Annotated in this window: 21 protein-coding genes, 1 pseudogene and 1 riboswitch; of the genes and pseudogenes, 15 read left to right on the top strand and 7 right to left on the bottom strand. The window is 34.7% G+C overall.

Features of this window, described 5'->3' with window-relative positions; translation table 11 throughout:
* The first annotated feature begins 295 nt into the window (after positions 1 to 295).
* The gene (locus tag ACTT1L_RS15840; protein WP_000424100.1) at positions 296 to 676 is read left to right on the top strand and encodes a hypothetical protein; all 381 of its coding nucleotides are present in this window, start codon (positions 296 to 298) and stop codon (positions 674 to 676) included.
* Positions 677 to 703: 27 nt separating this feature from the next.
* Here the strand turns inward: ACTT1L_RS15840 and ACTT1L_RS15835 are convergent, their stop codons facing one another.
* A complete protein-coding gene (locus ACTT1L_RS15835) occupies positions 704 to 1,336 on the bottom strand; it encodes a cyclase family protein (protein WP_000862960.1) in 633 nt (210 codons plus the stop codon).
* 86 nt (positions 1,337 to 1,422) lie between these two features.
* Positions 1,423 to 1,535, bottom strand: a riboswitch (SAM riboswitch).
* 149 nt (positions 1,536 to 1,684) lie between these two features.
* On the opposite strand from ACTT1L_RS15835, the gene ACTT1L_RS15830 reads away from it, so the two are divergent.
* Positions 1,685 to 2,794, top strand: a complete 1,110-nt coding sequence (locus tag ACTT1L_RS15830; protein ID WP_000147495.1) for a PRK06851 family protein — start codon at positions 1,685 to 1,687, stop codon at positions 2,792 to 2,794.
* Between the two features lie 121 nt (positions 2,795 to 2,915).
* Entirely contained in the window at positions 2,916 to 3,698 is a 783-nt protein-coding gene (locus tag ACTT1L_RS15825; RefSeq protein ID WP_001208934.1) for a nucleotidyltransferase domain-containing protein, read from the top strand.
* A gap of 13 nt (positions 3,699 to 3,711) precedes the next feature.
* Here ACTT1L_RS15825 and ACTT1L_RS15820 read toward each other — a convergent pair whose 3' ends face one another.
* Both ACTT1L_RS15820 and ACTT1L_RS15815 read right to left on the bottom strand, forming a co-directional pair.
* A complete protein-coding gene (locus tag ACTT1L_RS15820) occupies positions 3,712 to 5,013 on the bottom strand; it encodes an MFS transporter (protein ID WP_001183074.1) in 1,302 nt (433 codons plus the stop codon).
* 143 nt (positions 5,014 to 5,156) lie between these two features.
* Complete coding sequence (locus ACTT1L_RS15815) at positions 5,157 to 6,683, bottom strand: FAD-dependent oxidoreductase (RefSeq protein WP_048557310.1); 1,527 nt, start codon at positions 6,681 to 6,683, stop codon at positions 5,157 to 5,159.
* A 581-nt stretch (positions 6,684 to 7,264) separates the two neighbouring features.
* Between ACTT1L_RS15815 and ACTT1L_RS15810 the strand changes: the two genes are divergently transcribed.
* On the top strand, positions 7,265 to 8,350 hold the full coding sequence (locus ACTT1L_RS15810; protein WP_000661225.1) for a fatty acid desaturase family protein: 1,086 nt from the start codon (positions 7,265 to 7,267) through the stop codon (positions 8,348 to 8,350).
* A 51-nt stretch (positions 8,351 to 8,401) separates the two neighbouring features.
* Here the strand turns inward: ACTT1L_RS15810 and ACTT1L_RS15805 are convergent, their stop codons facing one another.
* From ACTT1L_RS15805 to ACTT1L_RS15795, 3 genes are all read right to left on the bottom strand, one after another.
* Positions 8,402 to 9,094, bottom strand: coding sequence for an amino acid ABC transporter permease (locus tag ACTT1L_RS15805; protein ID WP_319609011.1), 693 nt, complete (start codon positions 9,092 to 9,094; stop codon positions 8,402 to 8,404).
* Between the two features lie 91 nt (positions 9,095 to 9,185).
* A complete protein-coding gene (locus ACTT1L_RS15800) occupies positions 9,186 to 9,980 on the bottom strand; it encodes an ABC transporter substrate-binding protein (protein WP_000823738.1) in 795 nt (264 codons plus the stop codon).
* Positions 9,981 to 10,101: 121 nt separating this feature from the next.
* Positions 10,102 to 10,824 carry an amino acid ABC transporter ATP-binding protein gene (locus ACTT1L_RS15795; RefSeq protein ID WP_000616944.1) on the bottom strand — a complete coding sequence of 241 codons (723 nt, stop codon included), beginning with the start codon at positions 10,822 to 10,824 and terminating at the stop codon, positions 10,102 to 10,104.
* 210 nt (positions 10,825 to 11,034) lie between these two features.
* Between ACTT1L_RS15795 and ACTT1L_RS15790 the strand changes: the two are divergent.
* From ACTT1L_RS15790 to ACTT1L_RS15750, 9 genes and pseudogenes are all read left to right on the top strand, one after another.
* Positions 11,035 to 11,385 (top strand): annotated as a pseudogene (locus tag ACTT1L_RS15790) (HAMP domain-containing protein); the annotation flags it as partial.
* Positions 11,377 to 12,327 (top strand): methyl-accepting chemotaxis protein, encoded by a 951-nt coding sequence (locus ACTT1L_RS15785; protein WP_404978333.1) that lies wholly within the window; start codon positions 11,377 to 11,379, stop codon positions 12,325 to 12,327. The pseudogene ACTT1L_RS15790 and the gene ACTT1L_RS15785, both read left to right, overlap by 9 nt.
* Positions 12,328 to 12,480: 153 nt before the next feature.
* Positions 12,481 to 12,930, top strand: a complete 450-nt coding sequence (gene argR, locus ACTT1L_RS15780; protein ID WP_000711840.1) for an arginine repressor — start codon at positions 12,481 to 12,483, stop codon at positions 12,928 to 12,930.
* 268 nt (positions 12,931 to 13,198) lie between these two features.
* Positions 13,199 to 14,431 carry an arginine deiminase gene (arcA, locus tag ACTT1L_RS15775; protein ID WP_000682336.1) on the top strand — a complete coding sequence of 411 codons (1,233 nt, stop codon included), beginning with the start codon at positions 13,199 to 13,201 and terminating at the stop codon, positions 14,429 to 14,431.
* A 30-nt stretch (positions 14,432 to 14,461) separates the two neighbouring features.
* A complete protein-coding gene (gene argF, locus ACTT1L_RS15770) occupies positions 14,462 to 15,460 on the top strand; it encodes an ornithine carbamoyltransferase (protein WP_002163765.1) in 999 nt (332 codons plus the stop codon).
* A 99-nt stretch (positions 15,461 to 15,559) separates the two neighbouring features.
* Positions 15,560 to 16,975, top strand: coding sequence for an arginine-ornithine antiporter (gene arcD / locus ACTT1L_RS15765; protein WP_000503407.1), 1,416 nt, complete (start codon positions 15,560 to 15,562; stop codon positions 16,973 to 16,975).
* A gap of 37 nt (positions 16,976 to 17,012) precedes the next feature.
* Positions 17,013 to 17,975, top strand: a complete 963-nt coding sequence (arcC, locus tag ACTT1L_RS15760) for a carbamate kinase (RefSeq protein WP_086707098.1) — start codon at positions 17,013 to 17,015, stop codon at positions 17,973 to 17,975.
* 202 nt (positions 17,976 to 18,177) lie between these two features.
* Positions 18,178 to 18,867 carry a Crp/Fnr family transcriptional regulator gene (locus ACTT1L_RS15755; RefSeq protein WP_001081912.1) on the top strand — a complete coding sequence of 230 codons (690 nt, stop codon included), beginning with the start codon at positions 18,178 to 18,180 and terminating at the stop codon, positions 18,865 to 18,867.
* Between the two features lie 155 nt (positions 18,868 to 19,022).
* Positions 19,023 to 19,706: an ABC transporter permease gene (locus ACTT1L_RS15750; RefSeq protein ID WP_071743002.1), complete on the top strand. Its 684-nt coding sequence runs from the start codon at positions 19,023 to 19,025 to the stop codon at positions 19,704 to 19,706.
* A 122-nt stretch (positions 19,707 to 19,828) separates the two neighbouring features.
* Here ACTT1L_RS15750 and ACTT1L_RS15745 read toward each other — a convergent pair whose 3' ends face one another.
* A complete protein-coding gene (locus ACTT1L_RS15745) occupies positions 19,829 to 21,163 on the bottom strand; it encodes an FAD-binding oxidoreductase (RefSeq protein WP_076874491.1) in 1,335 nt (444 codons plus the stop codon).
* Positions 21,164 to 21,406: 243 nt separating this feature from the next.
* Here ACTT1L_RS15745 and ACTT1L_RS15740 point away from each other — a divergent pair, with 243 nt between their 5' ends.
* Together ACTT1L_RS15740 and ACTT1L_RS15735 are read left to right on the top strand one after the other, a co-directional pair.
* Entirely contained in the window at positions 21,407 to 23,071 is a 1,665-nt protein-coding gene (locus tag ACTT1L_RS15740; RefSeq protein ID WP_074542705.1) for a glycoside hydrolase family 13 protein, read from the top strand.
* A gap of 205 nt (positions 23,072 to 23,276) precedes the next feature.
* Positions 23,277 to 24,914, top strand: a complete 1,638-nt coding sequence (locus tag ACTT1L_RS15735) for a PTS transporter subunit IIBC (protein WP_000705536.1) — start codon at positions 23,277 to 23,279, stop codon at positions 24,912 to 24,914.
* The last annotated feature ends 3 nt before the right edge of the window (positions 24,915 to 24,917 follow it).

The raw sequence follows: 24,917 nt of genomic DNA, 5'->3' as shown, positions 1-24,917 counted from the left end.
AAGGAAGTATTGCGATTCAAAGTAGCGGAGAGCTAGGAATGAAGGTGGAGATTTTTTTACCGATAGCATAATGCGCTAGAAGAAAATATTTTTCAGAAAAGTGTTCTTGTTGCGTAAATATAAACATTTTATAAAATGTTTCGAGAAGGGTTTTTTTTATAAAATACTTCGTTTATAATGGAGGAAAATATCGACATGAGATTTGTTATTCATGTAACGGTTCGGTAGTGTTAGAAAAAGAAGGGGTGCACGCGCATCCTTTTTTCTATGCAGATATTATGAAAGAGGTGGTATGATGGAATTAACATTAAATTCGACTGTATGCTTACACGCGATTCAATTTCGAAAAGAGCAAAAGAATTATATTGTAAAAGATACAATTACAGGAGAAAAATATGAAATGCCGCCACTTTGGATTGATGCATTGGCAATGATGCGTGACGGTTTTTTATTAGGGGAAATTGAGGAGAAATTAAAAGAAGAGTATCCGGAAGAAGAAATAAATATGTTAGCATTTACGAGGCAACTGTTAGAGCTAGAACTTGTCGGAATGGTCGATGGGGAAGAAATAGCTTGTACAAAGAAGAAAGAGAAAGATTATTTAGCTTGGTTACGTCCTCGCGTTGAGCAATTCTTTCTTAGTTTAAATAAAAGAAATAGAAGCAAAGGTCAATGATGATCTTTGCTTTTTTGTATAGTTTGTTTAAAAAATTACAGCGAATGCTCTTGCGAAAGCACCGTCGCTATTTTTAATTTTTAAAGGTGCCGCTGAGAAAAAGAAACGTTTCGCATTAATGGCATCTAAGTTTGTTAAGTTTTCGATTAAATAAATATTATTCCCAAGTAGTATGTGATGGATTGGCGATGTTTCTGTCGTTACCTCGTCAGGAGAAATGAAATCTAAACCGACAGATTTTACTTTTAATTGAACTAATTCTTCAGCTAATTCTTCGGAAAGATAAAAGGCTTCTTGTTCATACGCTTCTGTATTCCATTTATTAGATAGGTTGGAATGGAAAATGACAATATCACCTTCTTTTATGTCAGCATTGTGTAATACTTCTTTAGGTAGTTTTCGTTCTTGTACATGAGTTACGTCGATAAGAACAGCTTCACCTACAAATTGGTCTAGGGGCAATTGATCAATAGTCGTTGCGCCTGAAATGAAATGAGCAGGAGCATCACAATGTGTACCAACATGAACGACAGAATGAAAATCTGTAACTTGATAACCTGTTTCTTCAACGCTTGTAATGGCTTCTAAATTGATTTTTGGTGTTCCAGGAAATTGAGACATATTGTTTTCAAATGTTTGGGATAGGTCAATTACTTTCACTTTAAATACCTCCAAGTATATATTTTGAAATATAAAAAACTCACCTTTCATAATCAAGAAAGATGAGTTTTGCACACAATAGTTACGTTTTATCTTTCAAAATGCAATGCATTTTGCAGGAATTAGCACCTATTCAGTTTGTATAAACTGAGGTTGCTGGGCTTCAAAGGGCCGGTCCCTCTGCCTCTCTTGATAAAGGTATATTCAATTCAAAGTTCGGAATTTTCGTGATAATAAAATTGTAATTCATTTCCTTTTTCTGTGCAACACAAAATAGGTATTCACCCAAATAAAGTTGCTCGCATATTGTAGCTTATGTAAATAGAATGCTGCGAAGGAGTGAGTGCAGTGACAGGGAATGTATTGAATTATTATGCTGGTGGAAATACAGCTAGAGGATTTCATAATTTATATGAAGAGAATTTAAAAGGACTAAACAGATTATTTATTTTAAAGGGTGGACCTGGAACGGGAAAATCTTCTTTAATTAAGGTAATAGGTCGTGAATGGGTTGAAAAGGGATATGATATTGAATTTTTACACTGTTCTTCTGATAATAAATCGGTTGATGGTGTCATTATCCCGAAGTTAAAAGTAGGAATTGTTGATGGAACATCACCGCATGTTATTGAGCCAAAAATGCCAGGAGTTGTCGAGGAGTATATTAATTTAGGAATTGCTTGGGATTCAGATAAGTTAAGAAAGCAGAAAGTGGAAATTGAACGATTTGTTTCAGAAGCAAGCAAAGCTTTTCAAGCTGCTTACGCTCGTTTTAACGAGGCATTAGTTATACATGATGAGTGGGAGAAAATATATATTAGTAATATTGATTTTAATAAAGCGAACGAACTAACCGAGCAGCTCATTCAGAAATTATTTACAGATAAAGTTGGGAAACAATCGCTTGTGAAACATCGGTTTTTAGGAGCAGCTACACCGAAAGGAGCAGTTGATTTTGTTCCTAATTTAACAGAAGGATTACCACATCGTTATTTTATAAAAGGACGCCCAGGTTCTGGGAAATCAACAATGCTCAAAAAATTAGCTAAGGCAGCAGAAGAAAAAGGATTTGAAGTTGAAGTATATCATTGTGGGTTTGATCCAAATAGTCTTGATATGGTGATCGTAAGAGAATTAGGGTTTGCGATTTTCGATAGCACCGCACCACATGAATATTTTCCGAGCCGCGAAGGTGATGAAATTATAGATATGTATGCCCTTATTGTAACACCAGGGACGGATGAGAAGTATGCGGAGGAAATTCGTGACGTCTCTATTCAATATAAAGCAAAAATGAATGAGGCGATGTCTTTTTTAGCGAAAGCGAAATCAGTTCGTGATAAATTAGAACGAATTTATATTGCTGCTATGGACTTTTCAAAAGTAGATGCATACAAAGAGGAGATCCAAAAAGAGTTTGAACGAATTGCGGTTAGTGTAACTGAAAAGAACAAGTAAAAAATAACGAATTTTGACAGGCTGTCGGGAATTTTCTGACAGCTATTTTAGTATGTAGTAAACTTAGTAATATATTTGTCGAATTTCCAAGGAAATAATCAAAAAATGGAGAGGGTATGAAATGAGAGAGAATATTAAGTTGGAGTTAGAACGAATTGAGAAAGAAAATGATGTGAAAATTTTATTCGCTGTGGAGTCAGGGAGTCGTGCATGGGGATTTCCATCAAAAGATAGTGATTATGATGTTAGATTCGTTTATATGCACCCGGTAGAATGGTATTTATCCATTCATGATAAACGAGATGTAATTGAGTATCCGATTAGTGATGATTTAGATATAAGCGGATGGGATATTAAAAAAGCGTTACAACTATTTGCAAAGTCAAACCCAGCTTTACTCGAATGGATTCGATCACCCATTTTTTATTCGAAAAACTCTAATTTTCCAGAACAGCTTCAGCAAATGAGTGAAAAAAACTTCGATCCGAAAGCAACGATATATCATTACTTACATATGGCTTCAAAAAATTATCGTGAATTTTTGCAAGGTGAGAATGTAAAATTAAAAAAGTACTTTTATGTATTGCGTCCTATTTTGGCTTGTAAGTGGCTAGAGGAGAAAACAACTTTGCCTCCTGTAGAATTCGATCGATTAATTACAGAATTATCATTGGAGCGTAGCGTATTAGATGAAATTGAACAGTTGTTAATAAAGAAAAAGGCAGGTACTGAATTAGATGTTGGATTAAAAATTGATGTGTTGAATCAATTTTTAGAAGAACAAATTCATTACTATCAGCAATATGTAAAAGGAATTGAAAAGGGATCAGGGATCGATATTGAGAGTTTAAATACATTGTTTCGAGATATGTTGTTTGCGGTATACGAAAAAGAGCACAAGTAAGTTTGTGCTCTTTTTATTTTGTAGGAATAAAGAAAACAGATATAGCTGCAAGAAGACCTGCAAATGAGAATAAGTAAAAATTCCATACTAAGTCATATTGCATTGTCATAATAATACCGACAAGAATAGGACCAGTAATTGCGCCAACTCGGCCAAGTCCAAGTCCCCAGCCTAAGGAAGTAGCTCGGATATGGGATGGGAAGTATTGTGTCACATATGCATTTAATATTTGAGTAATACCGACCGATCCAATTCCAGCAAGACCAATTAAAAGATAAATGATTGTAACAGATGGTTTAATTGTTAATAGTCCAATACATACAGCTGCCATAAGATAGGAAATGCTAATAACAATTTTGGCTCCTATACGATCTGCGATTGCTCCAGCAAATAATGCACCGATAGCGGCGGTAATATTTAGCATAAGTAGAAATGATAAACTAGATCCAAGAGGATATCCTGCCTGTCGCATCATCTGAGGTAACCAAGTATTTAAACCGTATATTAAAAACATCCCCATTATATAAGTGATCCAAAAAAGCAGCGTTGCTTTTATGTATTCTTTTGAGAATAAAGTAAGAAATCCATTTTTCTTTCGTATATTAGATGGGGGTTGATGAGTTTTCTCTTTTGCATGGAATTCAATTTGAAAACGATTAAGAATTTTATCCACTTCTTCTTGGCGGTTACGTGATAACAAAAATTGAATGGATTCAGGTAAATAACGAATAATGAAAGGAATGAGGAGTAGTGGAATCATTCCGATGCCAAACATAATTCTCCATCCGAAGTCTTCTAACATAAACATGGACAAAATAGCGCCTAACACGATACCTAAAGGATAGCCAGTAAACATAAGAGCATAAATAAAAGATTGTCGCTTTTTGGGTGAATATTCAACAGTAAGTGCGGAAGCTGTTGGAATGACACCGCCTAGTCCAATTCCTCCGATAAATCGCCATAGTCCAAATAATTCAGGAGAAGGAGCAAGTGCAGCTAGGCCCATTGTAGTAGAAAAAAGTGCTAAACAGCATATAAGTGTCCATTTTCGTCCAATTAGATCTGTAATAGTTCCAACTAGAATAGCGCCAATAAACATTCCAAACAAAGCATAGCTGGCAATTGTACCAGCATGAGCTGGTGATAGTGCCCAGCTGTTGTCTTCCAGTAGCTTAGGCAGAACGGCCCCGTAAATACCTAAATCATAGCCGTCAGCTAGAATGGCTAGCCAACAAATAAAAACAACAAGCTTTGTAATAGAGTTCGAAAAAATAGTTTTTGTAGGTTCTAGATGAGGTGGAGCTGAAGGTTGCATAATGTTCACCCCTTTTGATTTGTAGATGAATATATTATTTCATTTGATGTTAATATTTCCCTTCTTATGTCGGAATTTATATGAAAAAGTTTTATAGCAAATAAAGAAGTTCAACAGTCATTCTGTTGAACTTCTTTCTTTATTTACTCATTATCAACTCGTTTTAACGGTTGATCTGCCGGACCTTCAATAACATCTCCTTCAATTGAAAAACGGGAACCGTGGCAAGGGCAGTCCCAAGTACAATCACCATTATTCCATTCCACTTCGCAGCCGAGATGTGTACAAGTTGTATCGACAATATGTAATTTTCCATCTTTGTCCTTATAAGCACCTGCTCGTTTCCCGTTAACATGTACGACAGATCCTTCACCAACTTCGAGATCTTCTGGCTTACGTAATGCAGTTTCAATCTTTCCTTCAATTAAATGTTTCGCAACATCAATGTTTTGGGAGAAGAACGTTTTTATATCTGGATTTGCATGAAAGCGTGAAGGTGCATATAGTTCTTTATATGGACTGTCTACTTTTAGAATGGAATCCTTCAGTAAATGAGCAGCAGCAGTTCCAGTTGTCATCCCCCATTTACGATATCCAGTTGCAACAAATATATTTGGATTGCTCTCGTTAATATGTCCGATATAAGGGACCTTATCTAGCGTGATTAAATCTTGTGCTGACCATCTATAAGGAACCTCATCTACCCCAAACGTTGCTTCTGCAAAAGAATACAGTGCTTCATAATGAAGCATCGTGTTTATTCCTTGGCCTGTTTTATGACTTTCTCCGCCAATTAAAATTAATTTTTCCCCATTGCTTGTTGTGTAGCGTAAGGAGCGTTTTGGATCATCAATACTTAAATACATGCCACCTGGATAATCTGTTTTTGTTTTAATAGCAAGAGCATAAGAGCGTTCTGCGTACATTCGCGTAAAGAAAAAGCTATTCGCATCATAAAAAGGAAAGTGTGAACAAGAGACAACATATTCACAAGTAATGCGATGTCCGTTCTTTGTAATGACTTGTGGAGAATCTCCTTTTTCTACATCCATGGCAGTCGTTTGTTCATAAACTTTTCCACCCATCTCCACAAACTTTTCTAAAAGCGTTTTCAAATAAAGAAGGGGATGAAACTGGGCTTGATTTTTCATGACAAGTGCAGATTGTACTGGAATTGGAATCGATAGAGATTGAACATAGTCACAAGGTATATTTAATTTTTGATAAGCTTCATATTCTTTCGATAAATTTCTTAATCCCTTATCAGTAGTTGTATATAAATATGAATCTTCATTTGAGAAATTACAGTCGATTTTATATGTTTGCAAAGTTTCATTAATAAATTGTAGGGCATGATTATTTGATTCATAGTAAAGCCCGGCCTTTTCCATACCGAAATGGTTTATTAATTCATCATAAATAAGATCATGTTGCGCTGTTATCTTCGCTGTTGTATGTCCAGTCGTCCCGTTTAAAATAAGGCCAGAATCAATTAATACAACATCGATGCCTTCTTTTGCAAGTAAATAGGCAGTAGTAATACCTGTAATACCAGCACCTATAATAGCGACTTTTGTCTTTATATTTTCAGATAAAGGGGGAAAAGCAGGGAGTTGAGTAGATTCAATCCAATAAGATGATGGGAATTGTGGAAATGTATCGCTTGTCATTAAGGAAACCTCCTGATTTAGAACAATTTTCCTTTTAATATTTCCATATGAGATGAAATTCATGTGTGCTGTTTTAGAGGAAGGCTATTTTTATTTAAAAGAAAGATAAAATTATTTCAGTATAATTATTAGGTCTTGTTGGTATGAAGAGGTAGAAGTTGTGTAAAGCTTAAATTTAAGTGAGTGTATTTGTTGTTTACACAGAGAGTTCTTGAATAAGATAGAGTCTATAGCATGTCAAGGTACGTATATGTATAATAGATGAAACCTTATAAAATATGTGTTTTTTCTTTATTGAAATAAAGTATAATTATAAAAATATAATCAACTTTTATTACTAGGTCATAAAAGTTATTGACAATGTAGAAATTCTATTGATATGATTCATCATGTGGAAAGGTTGATAGAGAGTAAAAAGATAAATGTTTTTCATTGATAATAAAAGCGAAAAATAAGTGACGATAGAGTGAGTATATTTTCCTTATACTAGATGCTTTTTAATCACCTAGTAAAATCAATCTGGAAGCAAGAATTGATATATGTAAGTTGCGCAAGGCGCGGCATAAGAAAGGGGCAAAAGGATGAAGGAGCTTCATACGTTTGGGTGGTATGCAGCACGTGTATCACCACATTTGCCGAAAAAAGCATTTAAACCAGTTCCTACTCGTTTATTTGGCGGACTGGCTTATTTACTTGTGGCATTGGCGGGGTTAATATCGATTGGTGTATTTGAATTGAATGTGTGGGCTAATCTAGGAATTGCGATCGTTCTTGGATTATGTTTTGCTTCACTTGGGTTTTTAGGGCATGAAATTTTACATGGAACCGTTGTAAGAAAGGCATGGCTTCGTGATTTCTTAGGAGCGATTGCATTTATGCCATTATCAACAGGTCCTAAACTTTGGCGAAAGTGGCATAATGCAACGCATCACGTTCATACACAACATGAAGAGAATGATCCAGATGCATGGCCTACACTTGAGAAGCTTAAAAAGAGTAAGTTTTTGAGCTGGGTATATCGCATGCCTCTTCATGTACGTTCATTCTTTAGTTTTCTGTCACTAACAATTCAATTTACATTGCATTCGACTCGAATGTTCTTTCATTTTATAAAAGAGTTTAAGTCATCCAATCAAAAATCTGTATGGCTTCAACTTCTTTTGCCTTGGACTGTTTGGATTAGTTTATTGTTTATTATGGGACCTGGAAAATGGTTATTTGCATATGTGATTCCATTGTTAATTGCTAACTTTATTGTAATGGCATATATCGCAACAAATCACCGCTTAAATCCAATTGTTCCAGTAAATGATCCGTTAGCAAACTGTTTATCAGTAACAGTGCCGCGTTGGGTAGACGTTTTACATTTCAATTTCTCATATCATACAGAACATCATTTGTTCCCTGCTATGAGCTCTAAATACTACCCGTTAGTAAAAGAGAAAATTAAAGAAATGTGGCCGGAACGCTATCATGAGATGCCGATGACAAAAGCTTTGGCAGCGCTATGGAATACACCACGTGTGTATTATCAAGGAAGTGAATTAGTGGATCCGCATAGAGAGCATTTCTATGGTTCTTTAGGAAATGGGCTAGATCCTCATAATATTTCATATCGTGAGGAACATATAGAGGAAGAAGAGAGTATTAAAAAAGTAAATCAATAAAAATAGATATATGTTGCAGTGAAAAAGCAAGCCATCTCAGGCTTGCTTTTTTTATAAAGAAACTTCCTTTTTGTTCTTTGTATGGAATTGGACGGAGTTAGTTTCTTTTCGCTGTAATCGTTTTTCTAAAAGATTAACAAGGTAAGTGAATAGGAGAACGAGCACGAGATAATATAAACCAACGATTATATATGTATCTAATTGTTGGAAGTTCCCTGCAGCGATTGATAAACCTGACCCCCATAATTCGGACAATCCTACGTAAGCAACAAGTGAAGAATCTTTTAATCCAATAATAAATTGATTTCCTAAAGGAGGAATAGATTGACGAAATGCTTGCGGTAATACAATACGGCGCATTGCTAAAGGATACGGCATACCTAGAGAGCGAGCAGCTTCCATTTGCCCACGATCGACAGATTGGATAGAGCCTCGGAAAATTTCAGTAATATATGCACCGTTGTGGATTGCTAAAGCAATGGCTCCTGCCCAAAAAGGAGTAAAAACAACAACGGATGTAATCCCAAAATAGAGAATGGCGATTTGAACAATTAAAGGTGTACCACGAATAATGGCGATATATACGTGAGCAATACTATTTAAAACTTTATTGTTAGAGGTTCGAAAGAAAGCGAATAGTAATCCAATTAGTGAACCGAGTAATAGGGATGTTAGTGTTAATTGTAATGTGACAATAGTAGCTTTTAAGAGTGTGGGATAGGTAGAGATAAAAATTTCAAACATGCGTTTCACCTCATATTGTATAGATTTTAGTAGAGAATGAAATGCCCCACACAAAGTGGGGCATGATTTATGGAAACTTTGAAGGGCTAAATTACTTCGTTTTTTCCTCTTCACCAAGAATATTACGCCCAAACCATTTTTTACTGATCTTTTCATACGTACCATCTTTAATAATTTCATCTAAAGCTTTATTTACTTTCTCGACCATTTCTTTATCATCTTTACGAATAGCAATTCCCATTTCATCAAGGTTTAGTGGTTTTCCAGCTTCTTTTATATTTGATTTACCTTCTTTAATCATGCGTAAACCAACCATTTGATCTGTAATTACTGCGTCGATACGTCCAGGCTCTAAGTCCATAAGTGCAGTAATATCGCTATCGTATTCTGTAATTTGATCTGTATATTTTGCAACGAGGTCTTTAAAGGTACTAGCTTTTACAACACCAATTTTCTTACCCTTTAAATCTTCTGGAGAAGAGATAGATGTATTCTTTTTAGCTACAAAAATTTGGGCACCAGAACGATAATAAGGATTTGAGAAATTAACAGCTTTTAAGCGTTCTTCTGTAATTGCCATACTGCCCAGTATTACATCATACTTTTTCGCTTTGAGACCTTGGATTAGCGTTTCCCATGGATTTGTAATAGGGGTTGGTTTCATATTCATTTTTTTCGCAAGTGCTTCACCTAGTTCTACATCAAAACCGACAAGTTTTCCGTCATTTTCTTTATAGTTAAAAGGTTTATATAAGCCACTCATCGCATAACGAAATTCTTTTTCACCATTTGAAGAAGTAGTAGCACTTTCCTTACTACAGGCTCCTAGTATAAAGGATGTGCATAATGTAATACTCGCAACAATGGTTAATAGTTTTCTTTTCATAAAACCCCTCCTATATATTGATCATACGGATGGTTTTAAGTATGTTATTGAAATATTTTATTTAGATGATTAGTTGTGCACCGTATGAATGTATTTCTTTTCGTTTGAAACAGAAGTTATATTATAAAACGTTACGTAAAAATTGTTTCGCTCGTTCATGTGATGGAGCTGAAAAGAATTGTGCTGGCGGAGCATCTTCTACAATTTTTCCATCATCCATAAAAATGACGCGATCAGCTACATCTCTTGCGAAATTCATTTCATGAGTAACAATAACCATGGTCATTCCTTCTTCAGCAAGTTCTTTCATAACTTGCAATACTTCTCCAACAAGTTCAGGGTCTAAAGCTGAGGTAGGTTCATCAAATAGCATAATTTTAGGATTCATAGCAAGAGCTCGTGCAATAGCAATACGCTGTTTTTGACCACCTGATAGGAGATGGGGCGTTACATCTGCTTTATCTTGTAGGCCGACTTTTTGCAGAAGCTGATTTCCGATTTCTTTTGCATTTGCTGCTTCTAATTTTTTTACATGAATAGGTGCTTCTATGATGTTTTCTAGTGAGGTCATATGAGGAAAGAGGTTAAAGTGCTGAAAAACCATACCGACATTTTCGCGGACTTTGTTTAAATTTGAATGCTTTGGATCAATTCGTTCACCTTGTAAGTGAATTTCACCTTCATCGTACATTTCTAAAAAGTTAAGACAGCGAAGTAATGTACTTTTACCGGAACCACTGGCACCAATTAAAACGACAACTTCTTTTTCTTGTACTTCTAAATCAATTCCTTTTAAAACGTCAAGTGAGCCAAATGATTTTACTAGATTTCGAACCTGAATCATACAAAACCCCCAGTCAAAAATATATTTTACAAATGTTGCCCCTTATTTCTGTTATTAGTCACAAATTGTCAGAATCCTTTATTTTTTTCGTGAATTTGATATTAAAGGAAATAATAATTTTTTGAAATCTCTATATCCTTCTATAATGAAAATATGGATAATAATATATAGGTAGTACTTATATTACTTATACAAAGGGGGAAAGAAGAGATGGAAAAAGAAAGGAAGACATTTTCCTTTGGCTTACGTACACAACTTATGCTATTCACTACAGTTTTAGCTTTAATTACATATTCAACAAGTATATTTTTTATTTATGTGATATATGATTATTTTCAAAGTTATGTAAGTCAAACTGCATATAATATTATCGTTATGTTATTAGGGGTAGTATGGTCTGGAATTTTAGCATATGGAGCAGCCATATTTTTAATTAAACCGCTTCGAAAGTTAGAGGAGGCGGCGAGAAAAGCGGCTGAAGGAGACATTCGTGAAGATGTTCCGTTACCGAAGACTGATGATGAAATTAAATCTTTAAGTGTTGCATTTAATATGATGCTAGGGAACTTAAGGGGCATGGTAAAAAATATTGATACAACATTTTCGTATACAAACAATCAAGTACAGCAAATTAGAAAACAAACAGGCGAAGCAACGAAACAAGCACAAGGTGTTTCTGAAACACTTGCAGAGATTTCTTCTGGCGCTGAGCAATCAGCGGCATCCATTCAGGCAATTGTTTCTGCTGTTGATACAACAACTTCTATTGCAAGTGAAGTAGAAGAGAAAGCGAAACAGTCTGATGAGTTGTCTTCAGAAATGGTTCAAGCTTTAGGGCATAGTACGCGTGTCTTTACGTCTTTAATTCAAGGTATTCAAACATTGGCGAAAGAAAATGAAGATTCAATGCAAAATGTACAGAAGTTAGAGGAAAGAATGAAACAAGTAGAACATATTGTATCTGTTGTGAGTGAGATTGCTAGCCAAACTAATTTATTAGCACTAAACGCTTCTATTGAGGCTGCTCGTGCAGGAGAGCATGGAAGAGGCTTTGCGGTTGTTGCGGAAGAAGTACGAAAACTTGCTGATGAAAGTGATCATTCTGCAAGAAACATATCGCAGTTATTACGAAATATGCAAGAGGAAGTACAACAAGTTGCAATGAAAATGACAGAACAAGTGAAAATAGCTAAAGAAGAGGCGAAACGTGGGGAGGCTACGGAATTAATTTTAAAAGAAATGTCATCAAGTGTTATGGAAGTAGCGGATGCAACGAAGCAAATTAGTGGTTATATGAATGAACAAGTGAACCACATTCATCAAACAGGAGCACAAACAAAGGCCGTAGCAGCAATTGCTGAAGAAACGTCAGCTGGTTCACAAGAAGTAGCACGTGTGACGTTGCAACAATCTAAAAATATGATAGCAATCGATCAATTATTAAAGGATCTAGAGAAACAAGCAACAGAATTGAAACAAACAATTAAACGATTTTCAATGTAAAAGAGAAGAACAGAATACTGTTCTTCTCTTTTTTTAGCTAGATTTAATATCTATAGTTAAAAGATAGAAACTATGAACGTTTCCGCAACATTCTTTTCTGTCCCTTTCGGATGAAATTTATAGCGAGCTATAATATTAAAAGGGGTGTCTTTTATGAAAAAAGAAAAAAGACAACGATTAATTAAACAATTTGTAAAAGAGTATGAAATAGAGAAGCAAGAAAGATTAGTAGAATTGTTAGCAAAAAAAGATGTATTAGTAACACAAGCTACGGTTTCTCGAGATATTCGTGAGTTAAACTTAACGAAGGTACCTTCTCAAGAAGGATTGATGATATATAAAATTTTCTCAGAAGAGCATTTACAAACTGATATAAAATTAAAGAAAAAATTACGAGAGGTTGTTGTGAAAATTGATTGTGTAGATCAATTAATGGTTATTAAAACATTACCTGGAAATGCACATGTTATTGGTGTTTTGTTTGATGAGTTAGATTGGAAAGAAAAAATAGGATGTATATGTGGAAATGATACATGCCTTATAATTTCTCAGTCGAAATCAGATAGGGAGATTTTAGAAGAAAGATTAAATTTAATTCTTTAGATGCAAAATCCTGTTTTTAATTTTTATTAAAAACAGGATTTTTGTGTAAATACGGAAGTTAAATATTCAACATATATGCGTAATATATGTATTTTTTATTAAAAAATCGGGATGGATTATTATAAAAATACAAATTAATATGACTTTAAAAAAATAACTTGTTTAATATTTCACAATGATAATGTGGATGATTTCACAAAGGTGAAAGCGTGTAGCATTTATTATGTACTTGTAAGACATCAAACATATTTAAAAGGAGGTACAACAAATGAAGCATCCGATACATGTTACTTCAGAAATTGGGGAATTACAAACGGTTTTATTAAAACGACCGGGTAAAGAAGTGGAAAACTTAACACCAGATTATTTACAGCAATTATTATTTGACGATATTCCATACTTACCAATTATTCAAAAAGAGCATGATTATTTTGCACAAACGTTACGCAATCGGGGTGTTGAAGTTCTTTATTTAGAAAAACTAGCCGCTGAGGCGTTAGTAGATAAAAAACTTCGAGAAGAATTTGTTGATCGTATTTTAAAAGAAGGACAGGCCGACGTAAATGTTGCACATCAAACTTTAAAAGAATATTTACTTTCCTTTTCAAATGAAGAATTAATTCAAAAAATTATGGGCGGTGTACGGAAAAACGAAATTGAAACAAGTAAGAAGACACATTTATATGAATTAATGGAAGATCACTATCCGTTTTACTTAGATCCAATGCCTAATTTATATTTTACTCGTGATCCAGCAGCTAGCGTGGGCGATGGCTTAACGATAAATAAGATGAGAGAACCAGCGCGTAGACGTGAATCATTATTCATGGAGTACATCATTAAATATCATCCAAGATTTGAAAAACATAATGTACCAATCTGGTTAGATCGTGATTATAAATTTCCAATTGAAGGTGGCGACGAGCTAATTTTAAATGAAGAAACAATTGCGATTGGAGTATCTGCTCGTACTTCAGCTAAAGCAATTGAACGTTTAGCAAAAAATCTCTTTAGCCGACAAAATAAAATTAAGAAAGTGTTAGCAATAGAAATTCCAAAATGCCGAGCATTTATGCATTTAGATACAGTATTTACAATGGTTGATTATGACAAGTTTACAATTCACCCAGCTATTCAAGGGCCAAAAGGGAATATGAATATTTATATTTTAGAAAAAGGATTAGATGAGGAAACTCTTAAAATTACACATCGTACTTCTTTAATGGAAGCATTAAAAGAGGTATTAGGCTTAAGTGAATTAGTTCTTATTCCATGTGGAGGAGGAGATGTAATTGCTTCTGCTCGTGAACAATGGAATGATGGCTCGAACACATTAGCAATCGCGCCAGGTGTAGTTGTTACATATGATCGCAACTATGTATCCAATACGTTATTACGGGAACACGGTATAGAAGTGATTGAGGTGCTAAGTTCAGAATTATCTCGTGGTCGTGGGGGTCCACGTTGCATGAGTATGCCAATTGTTCGTAAAGATATTTAGTATAAATAACGGAGAGAGTAGGGATGAAGTATGTTAATGACTAGACCAAATTTAAAAGGAAGAAGCTTTCTAGCAGAAAAAGATTTTACACAAGAAGAATTGTTATATTTTCTAGATTTGGCAGCAGAATTAAAAGAGAAAAAGAAAAATGGTATCCCGCATCATTATTTAGAAGGTAAAAATGTAGCGCTCTTATTTGAAAAAACTTCTACTCGTACGCGTTGTGCATTTACAGTAGCATGTACAGATTTAGGGGCAAATCCTGAATATTTAGGGAAAGGTGATATTCAGCTTGGGAAAAAAGAATCTGTAGAGGATACAGCAAAAGTGTTAGGGCGTATGTTTGACGGAATTGAGTTTCGTGGATTTAATCATGAAACTGTAGAATCTTTAGCACAAAATTCTGGTGTGCCGGTTTGGAATGGATTAACAGATATGTGGCATCCAACACAAACACTAGCAGATTTATTAACAATTAGAGAACATGTAGGGAAACTGAAAAATGTGAAGCTCGTTTACGTTGGAGATGGACGAAATAATGTTGCTAATAGCTTACTAGTTGGTGGCGCAATCGTTGGAATGGATGTACGTATTTGTACACCGGAAACTTTATGGCCTGCACAAGAAGTAATAGATTTGGCAAAAAAATATAATGAACAGGTAATGATAACAAGTAATGTGGAAGAAGCAGTTGCGAATGCAGATGTAATTTATACAGATGTATGGGTGTCTATGGGGGAAGAAGAAAAATTTGCTGAACGTGTCAAGTTATTGAAACCTTATCAAGTAAATATGAAAATGATTAAAGAAACAGGGAATGAAAACGTGATTTTCTTACATTGTTTACCTGCATTTCATGATGTCGAAACGATGTATGGCGAAGAAGTTTATGAGAAATATGGGTTGAAAGAAATGGAGGTAACTGACGAAGTATTCCGCAGTAAACATTCAAAAGTATTTGATCAAGCTGAAAATAGAATGCATACAATTAAAGCGGTTATGGCAGCTACTTTAGGAAACATGGAGTAAAGAAGAAAGGGAGTCTTCCTTTCTTCTTTCTCCTCCTTTAGACACTATCATTCACTATTGCTTTTGTATTGTTATTGCAATTAAAGAGAGGTGAGTGGAATGGGTGAAGATAAGAAACTAGGGTTGTTTACATTAACGGCTCTTGTAGTGGGGTCTATGATTGGCGGTGGAGCCTTTAATTTAGCGAGTGATATGGCAAAAGGTGCTGGTGCTGGAGCCATTATTATTGGCTGGGTTATAACAGGAATTGGGATGATTGCACTTGGATTATCTTTTCAAAATCTAACTGTAAAACGGCCAGATTTAGATGGTGGTATTTTTAGCTATGCAAAAGCAGGGTTTGGTAATTTTATGGGGTTTAATAGTGCGTGGGGATACTGGCTATCTGCTTGGCTTGGGAATGTAGCTTACGGCACATTATTGTTTTCTTCATTAGGATATTTCTTCCCGATCTTTGAAGGCGGGCAAAACGTAGCGTCCATTGTTGGTGCAAGCGTATTATTATGGTGTGTTCACATGTTAATTTTACGTGGAGTTCAATCAGCAGCACTTGTGAATTTAGTAACTACAATCGCAAAATTAGTACCTGTATTTGTATTTATTGTCATAGGAATCTTCGCGTTTCATATTGATATGTTTTTAGATGGATTTTGGGGGCAAACTGGTTCTTTTTCATGGGGAGCAGTTGGCAGCCAAGTTAAAAGTACAATGCTTGTAACTTTATGGGTATTTATTGGGGTAGAAGGTGCTGTTGTTTTATCCAGTCGAGCAAAAAATAGAAGTGATGTAGGGAAAGCAACGGTTATTGGCTTAATTGGTACACTCATCATTTACATTTTAATCACATTATTGTCTCTTGGACTTATGCAACAAGCAGATATTGCTGGTTTGAAAAATCCGGCTATGGCTTATTTATTTGAAAGTGTTGTTGGAAAATGGGGTGCTATCTTTATTAATTTAGGTTTAGTCATCTCTGTATTAGGTGCTTGGTTAGGGTGGACTTTGCTCGCTTCTGAAATTCCATATTTAGCGGCTAAAGATGGAGTATTTCCAAAATGGTTCGCAAAAGAAAATAAAAATAAGGCTCCAGTAAATTCATTATGGATAACAAATGGTTTAATTCAAATGTTCTTGTTAACATTCGTCGTTTCTGATCAGGCGTATAACTTTGCATTCTCTTTAGCATCTTCAGCTATTTTAATTCCATATGCGTTTTCAGCATTTTATCAACTGAAGCATAGCTTAAATTCTGAGGAAGTAGATCGAAATAAAAATATAGTAATTGGCTTGATAGCAAGTATTTATGGCGTTTGGTTAGTTTATGCAGCTGGTTTAGAGTATCTATTATTAACAATGACTTTATATGCGCCAGGTATTTTTATTTTTTACAATGTTCAAAAGCAAAAGAGTTCGAAGCAAATATTTACTCGAGTGGAATTAGCATCATCCGTAGCAATTGGTGCTTTAGCATTTTTTGCGATTTATGGATTAATTACAGGCAGCATTACTTTATAGAGCTCTGTGAAAACGAAATGAACTGGAGGGCTGAAATATGGCACGAAGAAAAATTGTAGTTGCACTAGGGGGAAATGCGATACAGTCTGGAAAAGCTACTGCGGGGGCGCAGCAAGAAGCGTTGGAAAAAACGGCGGAACAACTTGTGAAAATAATGGAAAATGATGTAGATATAGTAATTGCACATGGAAATGGCCCACAAGTGGGGAATATTTTATTGCAGCAAAAAGCTGCAGAAACGGAAAAGACACCTGCAATGCCATTAGATACTTGTGGGGCAATGAGCCAAGGAATGATTGGATATTGGATGGAAAATGCGATTGAAAAGGCATTGAAAAAACGGAATATAAAAAAAGATGTAGCAACGGTTATAACACGCGTTGTTGTGGATAAAAAAGATGAGGCATTTAAAAATCCAACTAAACCAATTGGTCCTTTTTATACAGAAGAAGAGGCCAGAAGATTAATGGACGAAACAAAAGCAGTGTTTAAAGAAGATGCGGGTAGAGGGTGGAGACGTGTTGTTCCATCACCGAAGCCTGTAAGTATTCATGAACATAAAGTGATTAATTCTTTGGTCGAAGATGGAAATATAGTGATAGCTGTTGGCGGTGGTGGAATTCCAGTAATTGATTCTGAAGAAGGGCTAAAAGGAACTGAAGCGGTTATCGATAAAGATTTCGCTGCGCAAAAATTAGCAGAATTAGTAGATGCCGATACGCTTGTTATTTTAACTGCAGTTGATCATGTGTATGTAAATTATGATCAACCGAATCAAAAAAAATTAGCGAATGTCACAGTGAATCAATTAGAAGAATACATTGAGGAACAGCAATTTGCTGCGGGAAGCATGCTTCCAAAAATTGAAGCTGCTATTAATTTTGTTAATACAAATCCAAAAAGAAAAACAATTATTACGTCTTTAGAAAAAGTATATGAAGCACTAGAAGAAAAAGCCGGTACTATTATTTCAAAACAAAATGTATGCATGTATGTTTAAATCATTATGTACGCTACTTATTATTGAAAAAAGAATGAAGTTAGTAACTTCATTCTTTTTTATTGATTCATATTTTTTATACGTATTGTTCATAAAGTTTTCATGATGAAATCTGAATATATAAGTTAGTTATGATAAAATTCAAATTGAATACGCTTTCTTGATTTTTCGCTCCAACATACAGCAAGAGAGAGGGAATTTTATGAATAGACGGAACGTAGTTAAGGATTTAAAGCAGTTCGAATTATTTGCTCATTTAACAGAAAAGAAATTGAAAGGTTTGACGGAGTTTGTCTATTGGCGAACTTATAAAAAGGGTCAATTTTTATTTTTAGAAGGGGATTCAAGAGAAAGAATTTACTTCATGTTAGATGGATTTGTAAAGTTAGAGCGGGTAAATCAAAGTGGGAATTTATTATATGATGACTATGTAAAGAGGTATTCTATTTTTCCTTATGGCGGTATGTTTACAGACAGAGGATATAACTATACGGCAGAAGCGATGACAGATGTAGAGGTCTATTATATTCCGACAGTAATTTTCGAAGATATGGTGAAATCTAGTAGGACACAATTAATGTATGTTGTTCAGCAATTATCATCGATATTAAAGCTAAACGAAAATCGAGTACAAAATATTACAATTCCTAATGCACAAGATCGGGTCATTCAAACATTAAATTATTTAATGCAGGATTTAGGAGAACAGAGTGGCGAAACGATTGTAATTTCCTGCCCACTTACAACCATTGAAATATCGAAAATATCTGGTACGTCTCGAGAGACGGTTAGTAGCGTATTAAAACAATTAAAAAATGATAGTATTGTTACAATTTTAGATAAAAAAATTACAATACATAATCCAACATATTTTGAGGAAATCTCTATGTGAAAATTGCATATTGATTTTTAATTCATACTGTATATTAATAAGGTTATTTATATATTTATAAGTAACTTTTTTACGTTTTCCTCTATGAAAAGATAGTATAGTATGGTAATAATAGCTAAAATCGATAATAAAAAACAAAGTGAAGGGGAGAAAGAATGCTTCGTATTGAGTATGATCGATTAGTAGCTATTTGTTACAGTATAGGGGTTTTGTTATTATTAAAAATTCCAAATGATAATGAATTAATTGGGGAAAAACTATTCAATGTCTATAAGGTTCCGATACATACGTATGTTTATATGGATTATAAAGTCTCAAATATATTGATTGTTTCTTTCATACTACATGTAATTGCATTTATATTATTTTTAAAATGGCTAGGAAAAAAGGAGTCTAGTACATTTAGAAAAATGAATAAGATAAAAGTAGTAGGCATTAGTATTTTGATTGTAATGATGCCGTTTATTTTAAATAACATCCTCCAGACATTAAATAAAACATGGTACTACGCAGGAAAAACAGGGGTAGAAGCAATAGAATATAAAAAAGAAGATAGCCAGTGTAGAATGGAGAAAAATGGAGAGGATATCGAACGAAAGTGTATTGTTACTTTAAAAAATTATCGTAATCATTCACAAGCATTAAAAGTTGTTTTATATGATAATGTAAACGAGAATTCAAAAAGTTATCTAGTACCGAAACCAGTCTATTTACAAAAACATGAGACAAAGCAATTCGAATTTCAAATTCCTGTTGCTTATAATAGCGGTGTTGAAAAAGATAAAGTACCAAATATTAAATTACATTTATTGCATGAAAATGATGCGAAATACAATTAATCTGTAATTGAAAGTTTATGAGTAGGGGCAATAATTTGAAACGATATAGAAAATCAACTTGAATCATCCAACATGCTGCAGGGTAACGGCATATTGGATGATTTTTTATTTTCTACCTTTTTTTACGTATGAAAGGGTGGAATACTTTGTTGAAAACGAAAAACATTGCAAGGATCATATATGGTTTTCACTTTACGTAATCTTTGAAAGTTAGGGCCATAATAACTAGTTTGCCAATTTTTAATGTCGATATCGGGCCAATTGACATAGTCACCTAGTGTATAAGGATCTAAGCTTTCTCGTAAATCTTTAACCCAGCGTATATTTCGATTTTCTTCATCATCACATTTCCAAGAGGTAATGTATTCTTGCGCAATAATTGCTTTGCGATGGAAATAAGCTGTTTCAGTAGGCGGAATATTTTTAACAGCACCTACGAGCGATTGGTGCCAAATACTCGCATCTTTATTTGGTGCATTTGAAAGAAAATACTGCATGATTTGAATTCCTTTAAGAGGAATAGGTTTATATACGTAGGAACCGGAGCGCTTGAAGTTTTCAGGGATGTTACCACTGTTAAAAAATTCAACAGCCTTTATATAAGGAACTTCATCTATAAAGAGAGAGGGGGTACCAGTTTCAAGAAGAGGAGATAATAAGGAATGGAGTTCAGAGGGAGAGCCAACAAACTCACCTTGTGCTTCAATTTTGTTTTGTTGTTTTGTGAATAATTCAATTGATGAAGTAAGACGTTCGTCTACATAAGGCGCCCAGTTTTGCCAAGCTTGAAAGGCAGCAATAAAATCTTCCCATTCCCATGTAATGGAGAAGATTAATACATTTTTTATAGGGTGTACGCGAAAAGTCAAAGAAGTAATAATTCCGAAGTTTCCACCACCGCCACCGCGGCATGCCCAAAACAAGTTATGGTTTTCATGTTCGCTTGCACGAATGATTTTTGCTCCAAATTTACCACATGCTTGTACCATTTCAACTTCTATTAATTGATCACATGTTAATCCAAATAAGCGTGAAAGCATACCGATGCCACCGCCAAGTGCTAATCCAACAATTCCAACGCTTGCGCTTGTACCAGCCGGTATTGTCACACCATAATTCCAAAGCTCTTTATAAACAGTGCCAAGGTTTGCACCAGCTTCAATTGTTGCTGTTAATTTATCTGTATGAACAGTAATACGATGCATTTCACTCACGTCAATAATAAGTCCTCTATTTAAAAGAGAAAAATTTTCATAGCTATGACGTCCGCTTCTTAAGCGAAATGGTACATGACGCTCGCGTGCCCATTTTAAGGCGTTACACACATCATTTTTATTTTGACAAAACACAATAATACAAGGGAGTTTTGGAATACTTAAATTTAAGTTCATTCGGGCTACGTCATAGTCAGGGTCTGAAGGAACAACGATACGACCTGTTAATTTTGTTTGTTTCAATTTATCACTCCTTTCTAAAATAAGCGGGGCTTTTTATTAATATATGAAAAGTATATGTAACGTGCGTGGACAAGGAGATGAGAAGAATGAGATTTGCCTTTGTGAGAAATAAATAAAGCATAAGAATCAAGAAACTACATAGAGTTCAATGAAAACAGTTGCAAACTATTCATATTTTGTTATGATAGTGTTACGAAAACGTTTGCATAAAATTCCGATGGGATGCAAAAGGAGAGAATGACTATGAATAAGACATGGTGGAAAGAAGCGGTTGCTTATCAAATTTATCCACGTAGCTTTATGGATTCAAATGGCGATGGTATTGGAGATTTACAAGGTATTATTGCGAAACTGGATTATTTAAAAGATTTAGGAATAGATGTAATTTGGATTTGTCCAATGTATAAGTCACCTAATGATGATAATGGTTATGACATTAGTGATTATCAAGATATTATGGATGAGTTTGGGACGATGGAAGACTTTGATGCTTTACTAGATGAAGTTCATAAACGTGATATGAAGCTTATTATTGATTTAGTTATTAATCATACAAGTGATGAACATCCATGGTTTATTGAGTCTCGTTCATCTAAAGACAATCCGAAGCGTGATTGGTATATTTGGCATGATGGTAAAGATGGTGCAGAACCAAACAACTGGGAAAGTATTTTTAATGGTTCGGCATGGGAGTATGATGAAGTAACAGGACAATATTATTTACACTTATTCTCGCGTAAACAACCAGATTTAAACTGGGAGAATAAAGAAGTTCGAGAAGTGCTATACGATACAGTTAATTGGTGGCTTGATAAAGGAATTGATGGTTTCCGAGTAGATGCAATCAGCCATATTAAAAAAGAAGACGGCTTTAAAGATATGCCAAATCCAAAAGGACTAAAGTATGTTCCATCTTTTGATAAACATATGAATGTGGATGGTATTCAACCTTTATTAGAAGAATTAAAAGAAAATACGTTTTCTAAGTACGATATTATGACTGTTGGTGAAGCGAATGGCGTTAAGATTGAAGATGCTGAGCTTTGGGTTGGAGAAGAGCAAGGTAAGTTCAATATGGTATTCCAATTCGAACATTTAAGTTTATGGGATGCAGAAAAGAAGAAAGATCTTGATGTTGTAGGGCTGAAAAAGGTATTAACGAAATGGCAAAAAGGGTTAGAAAATAAAGGATGGAATGCTTTATATATTGAGAATCACGATAAGCCGCGTATCGTTTCAACTTGGGGAGATGATAAACAATATTGGCGTGAAAGTGCAACGGCTCTAGGAGCAATGTATTTCTTTATGCACGGTACACCGTTTATTTATCAGGGACAAGAAATTGGGATGACAAATGTCCAATTACCAAATGTTGAAGATTACGATGATGTTGCAACTAAAAATTTATATCGTGAGAAAATTGCAGAGGGCGTATCCCATCAAGATATGATGGAAATTATATGGGCTTCTTGCCGCGATAATTCACGTACACCTATGCAGTGGAACGATGAGATGAATGCTGGCTTCACAACAGGTGCACCTTGGTTTAGTATGAATCAAAACTACAAAGAGATTAATGTTGAAAAGCAGAAAAATGAAGAAAACTCTATTTTCAATTTCTATAAGAAAATGATTGCCTTGAAAAAAGAGCACGATGTACTGAATTACGGTACGTACGATTTACTTTTAGAAGATGATCCGCAAATTTATGCATATACTCGTACATTAAACGATGAAAAAATCATTGTAATTAGTAATATCTCAAAAGAGGAAGCTGTGTATAATGAGGATTTATTCGCACTAGAACGCAAACGTTTGCTTTTAAATAACTATGAAGTTGCGGAACATGAACAAGTAACTTCAATCACGTTAAAGCCTTATGAAACAAGGGTTTATCGCATTTCATAATAAAAAAGGATGCTCTTAGAGCATCTTTTTTTATGAAAAATAATAAATTTCTATTGCAAAGTGAAAACGCTTTTATTAAAATAGATTTATGAAAACGGTTGCGTAAAGATAAAAATGAAGTAACATAAGGAATCGTTTTCATAAAGGAAACAGAAATTATAATTTAAATCATTATGTTGTTATAAATAAAGGGGAGGAAGAACAGATGAAAATTACGTCTTTTGATTTTTGGCAAAAGTTCGGGAAAGCGTTATTAGTTGTTGTAGCTGTAATGCCAGCAGCTGGTTTAATGATTTCTATCGGTAAGTTAATTGGAATGTCTGCTGGGGATATTAACGCAGTTCATACAATCGCTCGCGTAATGGAAGACATCGGTTGGGCAATTATTACTAATCTACACATCTTATTCGCAGTAGCAATTGGGGGATCTTGGGCGAAAGATCGTGCAGGTGGTGCATTTGCAGCGCTATTAGCATTCGTCTTAACGAATAGAATTACAGGAGCTATATTTGGCGTAAACGCTGAAATGTTAGCGGATTCAAAAGCCAAAGTTTCTTCAGTATTAGCGGGAGATTTAATTGTAAAAGATTACTTTACTTCTGTACTTGGTGCACCAGCATTAAACATGGGAGTTTTCGTAGGGATTATCACAGGTTTCTTAGGAGCTACTTTATATAACAAATATTATAACTATAACAAACTGCCACAAGCATTAGCATTCTTTAACGGAAAACGATTCGTACCATTCGTTGTAATTGTTTGGTCTACAGTAACTGCAATTGTATTATCACTTTTATGGCCATTCATCCAAAGTGGATTAAATGAATTTGGTCGCTGGATTGCAGCTTCAAAAGATAGTGCACCAATTGTTGCACCATTTGTATATGGAACGTTAGAGCGTTTACTATTACCATTCGGTTTACATCATATGTTAACAATTCCGATGAACTATACAGAGCTGGGCGGAACATATACGATGTTAACTGGCTCAAAAATTGGACAAGTTGTAGCAGGACAAGATCCATTATGGCTTGCATGGATTACAGATTTAAATAACTTATTAGCAAATGGAGATACAAAAGCATATAACGATCTATTAAATAATGTTGTACCGGCTCGTTTCAAAGCTGGACAAGTTATCGGTTCAACAGCAGCATTAATGGGTATTGCTTTCGCGATGTTTCGTAATGTTGATAAAGAAAAACGTTCAAAATATAAACCAATGTTCTTATCAGCAGCATTAGCAGTATTTTTAACAGGTGTAACAGAACCAATTGAATTCATGTTCATGTTTATTGCTCCAGTATTATATGTTGTATATGCAATTACAACAGGACTTGCATTCGCATTAGCAGATTTAATTAACTTACGTGTTCATGCATTCGGATTTATTGAGTTAATTACTCGTACACCGATGATGGTTAATGCAGGACTAACTAGAGATTTAATCAATTTCGTTATCGTTTCATTAGTATTCTTCGGTCTGAACTTTACATTATTCAATTTCTTAATTAAAAAGTTCAACTTACCAACACCAGGACGTGCAGGTAACTATATTGATAACGAAGATGAGGCATCAGAAGGAACAGGAAATGTACAAGATGGTTCATTAGCAACAAAAGTTATTGATCTATTAGGTGGAAAAGAAAATATTGCTGACGTAGATGCTTGTATGACACGTTTACGTGTAACAGTAAAAGATTTAGATGTTGTTGCACCAGAAGCGCAGTGGAAACAAAATGGTGCTTTAGGACTAATCGTAAAAGATAAAGGTGTACAAGCGGTATATGGCCCGAAAGCTGACGTATTAAAGTCAGACATTCAAGATATGTTAGGTGCGTAATAA

This window comes from Bacillus sp. FH (assembly GCF_052216825.1).
In the GTDB taxonomy this organism is placed as follows: Bacteria; Bacillota; Bacilli; order Bacillales; family Bacillaceae_G; genus Bacillus_A; species Bacillus_A paranthracis.
This window is presented reverse-complemented; position numbering and strand designations above follow the sequence as displayed.

What these genes read in the sequence shown, in the direction of transcription:
- ACTT1L_RS15840 (WP_000424100.1), top strand. Translation starts at nt 296, where the DNA reads ATGGAATTAACATTAAATTCGACTGTATGCTTACACGCGATTCAATTT.
- ACTT1L_RS15825 (WP_001208934.1), top strand. Translation starts at nt 2,916, where the DNA reads ATGAGAGAGAATATTAAGTTGGAGTTAGAACGAATTGAGAAAGAAAAT.
- ACTT1L_RS15820 (WP_001183074.1), bottom strand. Translation starts at nt 5,013, where the DNA reads ATGCAACCTTCAGCTCCACCTCATCTAGAACCTACAAAAACTATTTTT.
- ACTT1L_RS15815 (WP_048557310.1), bottom strand. Translation starts at nt 6,683, where the DNA reads ATGACAAGCGATACATTTCCACAATTCCCATCATCTTATTGGATTGAA.
- ACTT1L_RS15810 (WP_000661225.1), top strand. Translation starts at nt 7,265, where the DNA reads ATGAAGGAGCTTCATACGTTTGGGTGGTATGCAGCACGTGTATCACCA.
- ACTT1L_RS15805 (WP_319609011.1), bottom strand. Translation starts at nt 9,094, where the DNA reads ATGTTTGAAATTTTTATCTCTACCTATCCCACACTCTTAAAAGCTACT.
- ACTT1L_RS15800 (WP_000823738.1), bottom strand. Translation starts at nt 9,980, where the DNA reads ATGAAAAGAAAACTATTAACCATTGTTGCGAGTATTACATTATGCACA.
- ACTT1L_RS15795 (WP_000616944.1), bottom strand. Translation starts at nt 10,824, where the DNA reads ATGATTCAGGTTCGAAATCTAGTAAAATCATTTGGCTCACTTGACGTT.
- ACTT1L_RS15785 (WP_404978333.1), top strand. Translation starts at nt 11,377, where the DNA reads ATGATGCTAGGGAACTTAAGGGGCATGGTAAAAAATATTGATACAACA.
- argR (WP_000711840.1), top strand. Translation starts at nt 12,481, where the DNA reads ATGAAAAAAGAAAAAAGACAACGATTAATTAAACAATTTGTAAAAGAG.
- arcA (WP_000682336.1), top strand. Translation starts at nt 13,199, where the DNA reads ATGAAGCATCCGATACATGTTACTTCAGAAATTGGGGAATTACAAACG.
- argF (WP_002163765.1), top strand. Translation starts at nt 14,462, where the DNA reads ATGTTAATGACTAGACCAAATTTAAAAGGAAGAAGCTTTCTAGCAGAA.
- arcD (WP_000503407.1), top strand. Translation starts at nt 15,560, where the DNA reads ATGGGTGAAGATAAGAAACTAGGGTTGTTTACATTAACGGCTCTTGTA.
- arcC (WP_086707098.1), top strand. Translation starts at nt 17,013, where the DNA reads ATGGCACGAAGAAAAATTGTAGTTGCACTAGGGGGAAATGCGATACAG.
- ACTT1L_RS15755 (WP_001081912.1), top strand. Translation starts at nt 18,178, where the DNA reads ATGAATAGACGGAACGTAGTTAAGGATTTAAAGCAGTTCGAATTATTT.
- ACTT1L_RS15750 (WP_071743002.1), top strand. Translation starts at nt 19,023, where the DNA reads ATGCTTCGTATTGAGTATGATCGATTAGTAGCTATTTGTTACAGTATA.
- ACTT1L_RS15740 (WP_074542705.1), top strand. Translation starts at nt 21,407, where the DNA reads ATGAATAAGACATGGTGGAAAGAAGCGGTTGCTTATCAAATTTATCCA.
- ACTT1L_RS15735 (WP_000705536.1), top strand. Translation starts at nt 23,277, where the DNA reads ATGAAAATTACGTCTTTTGATTTTTGGCAAAAGTTCGGGAAAGCGTTA.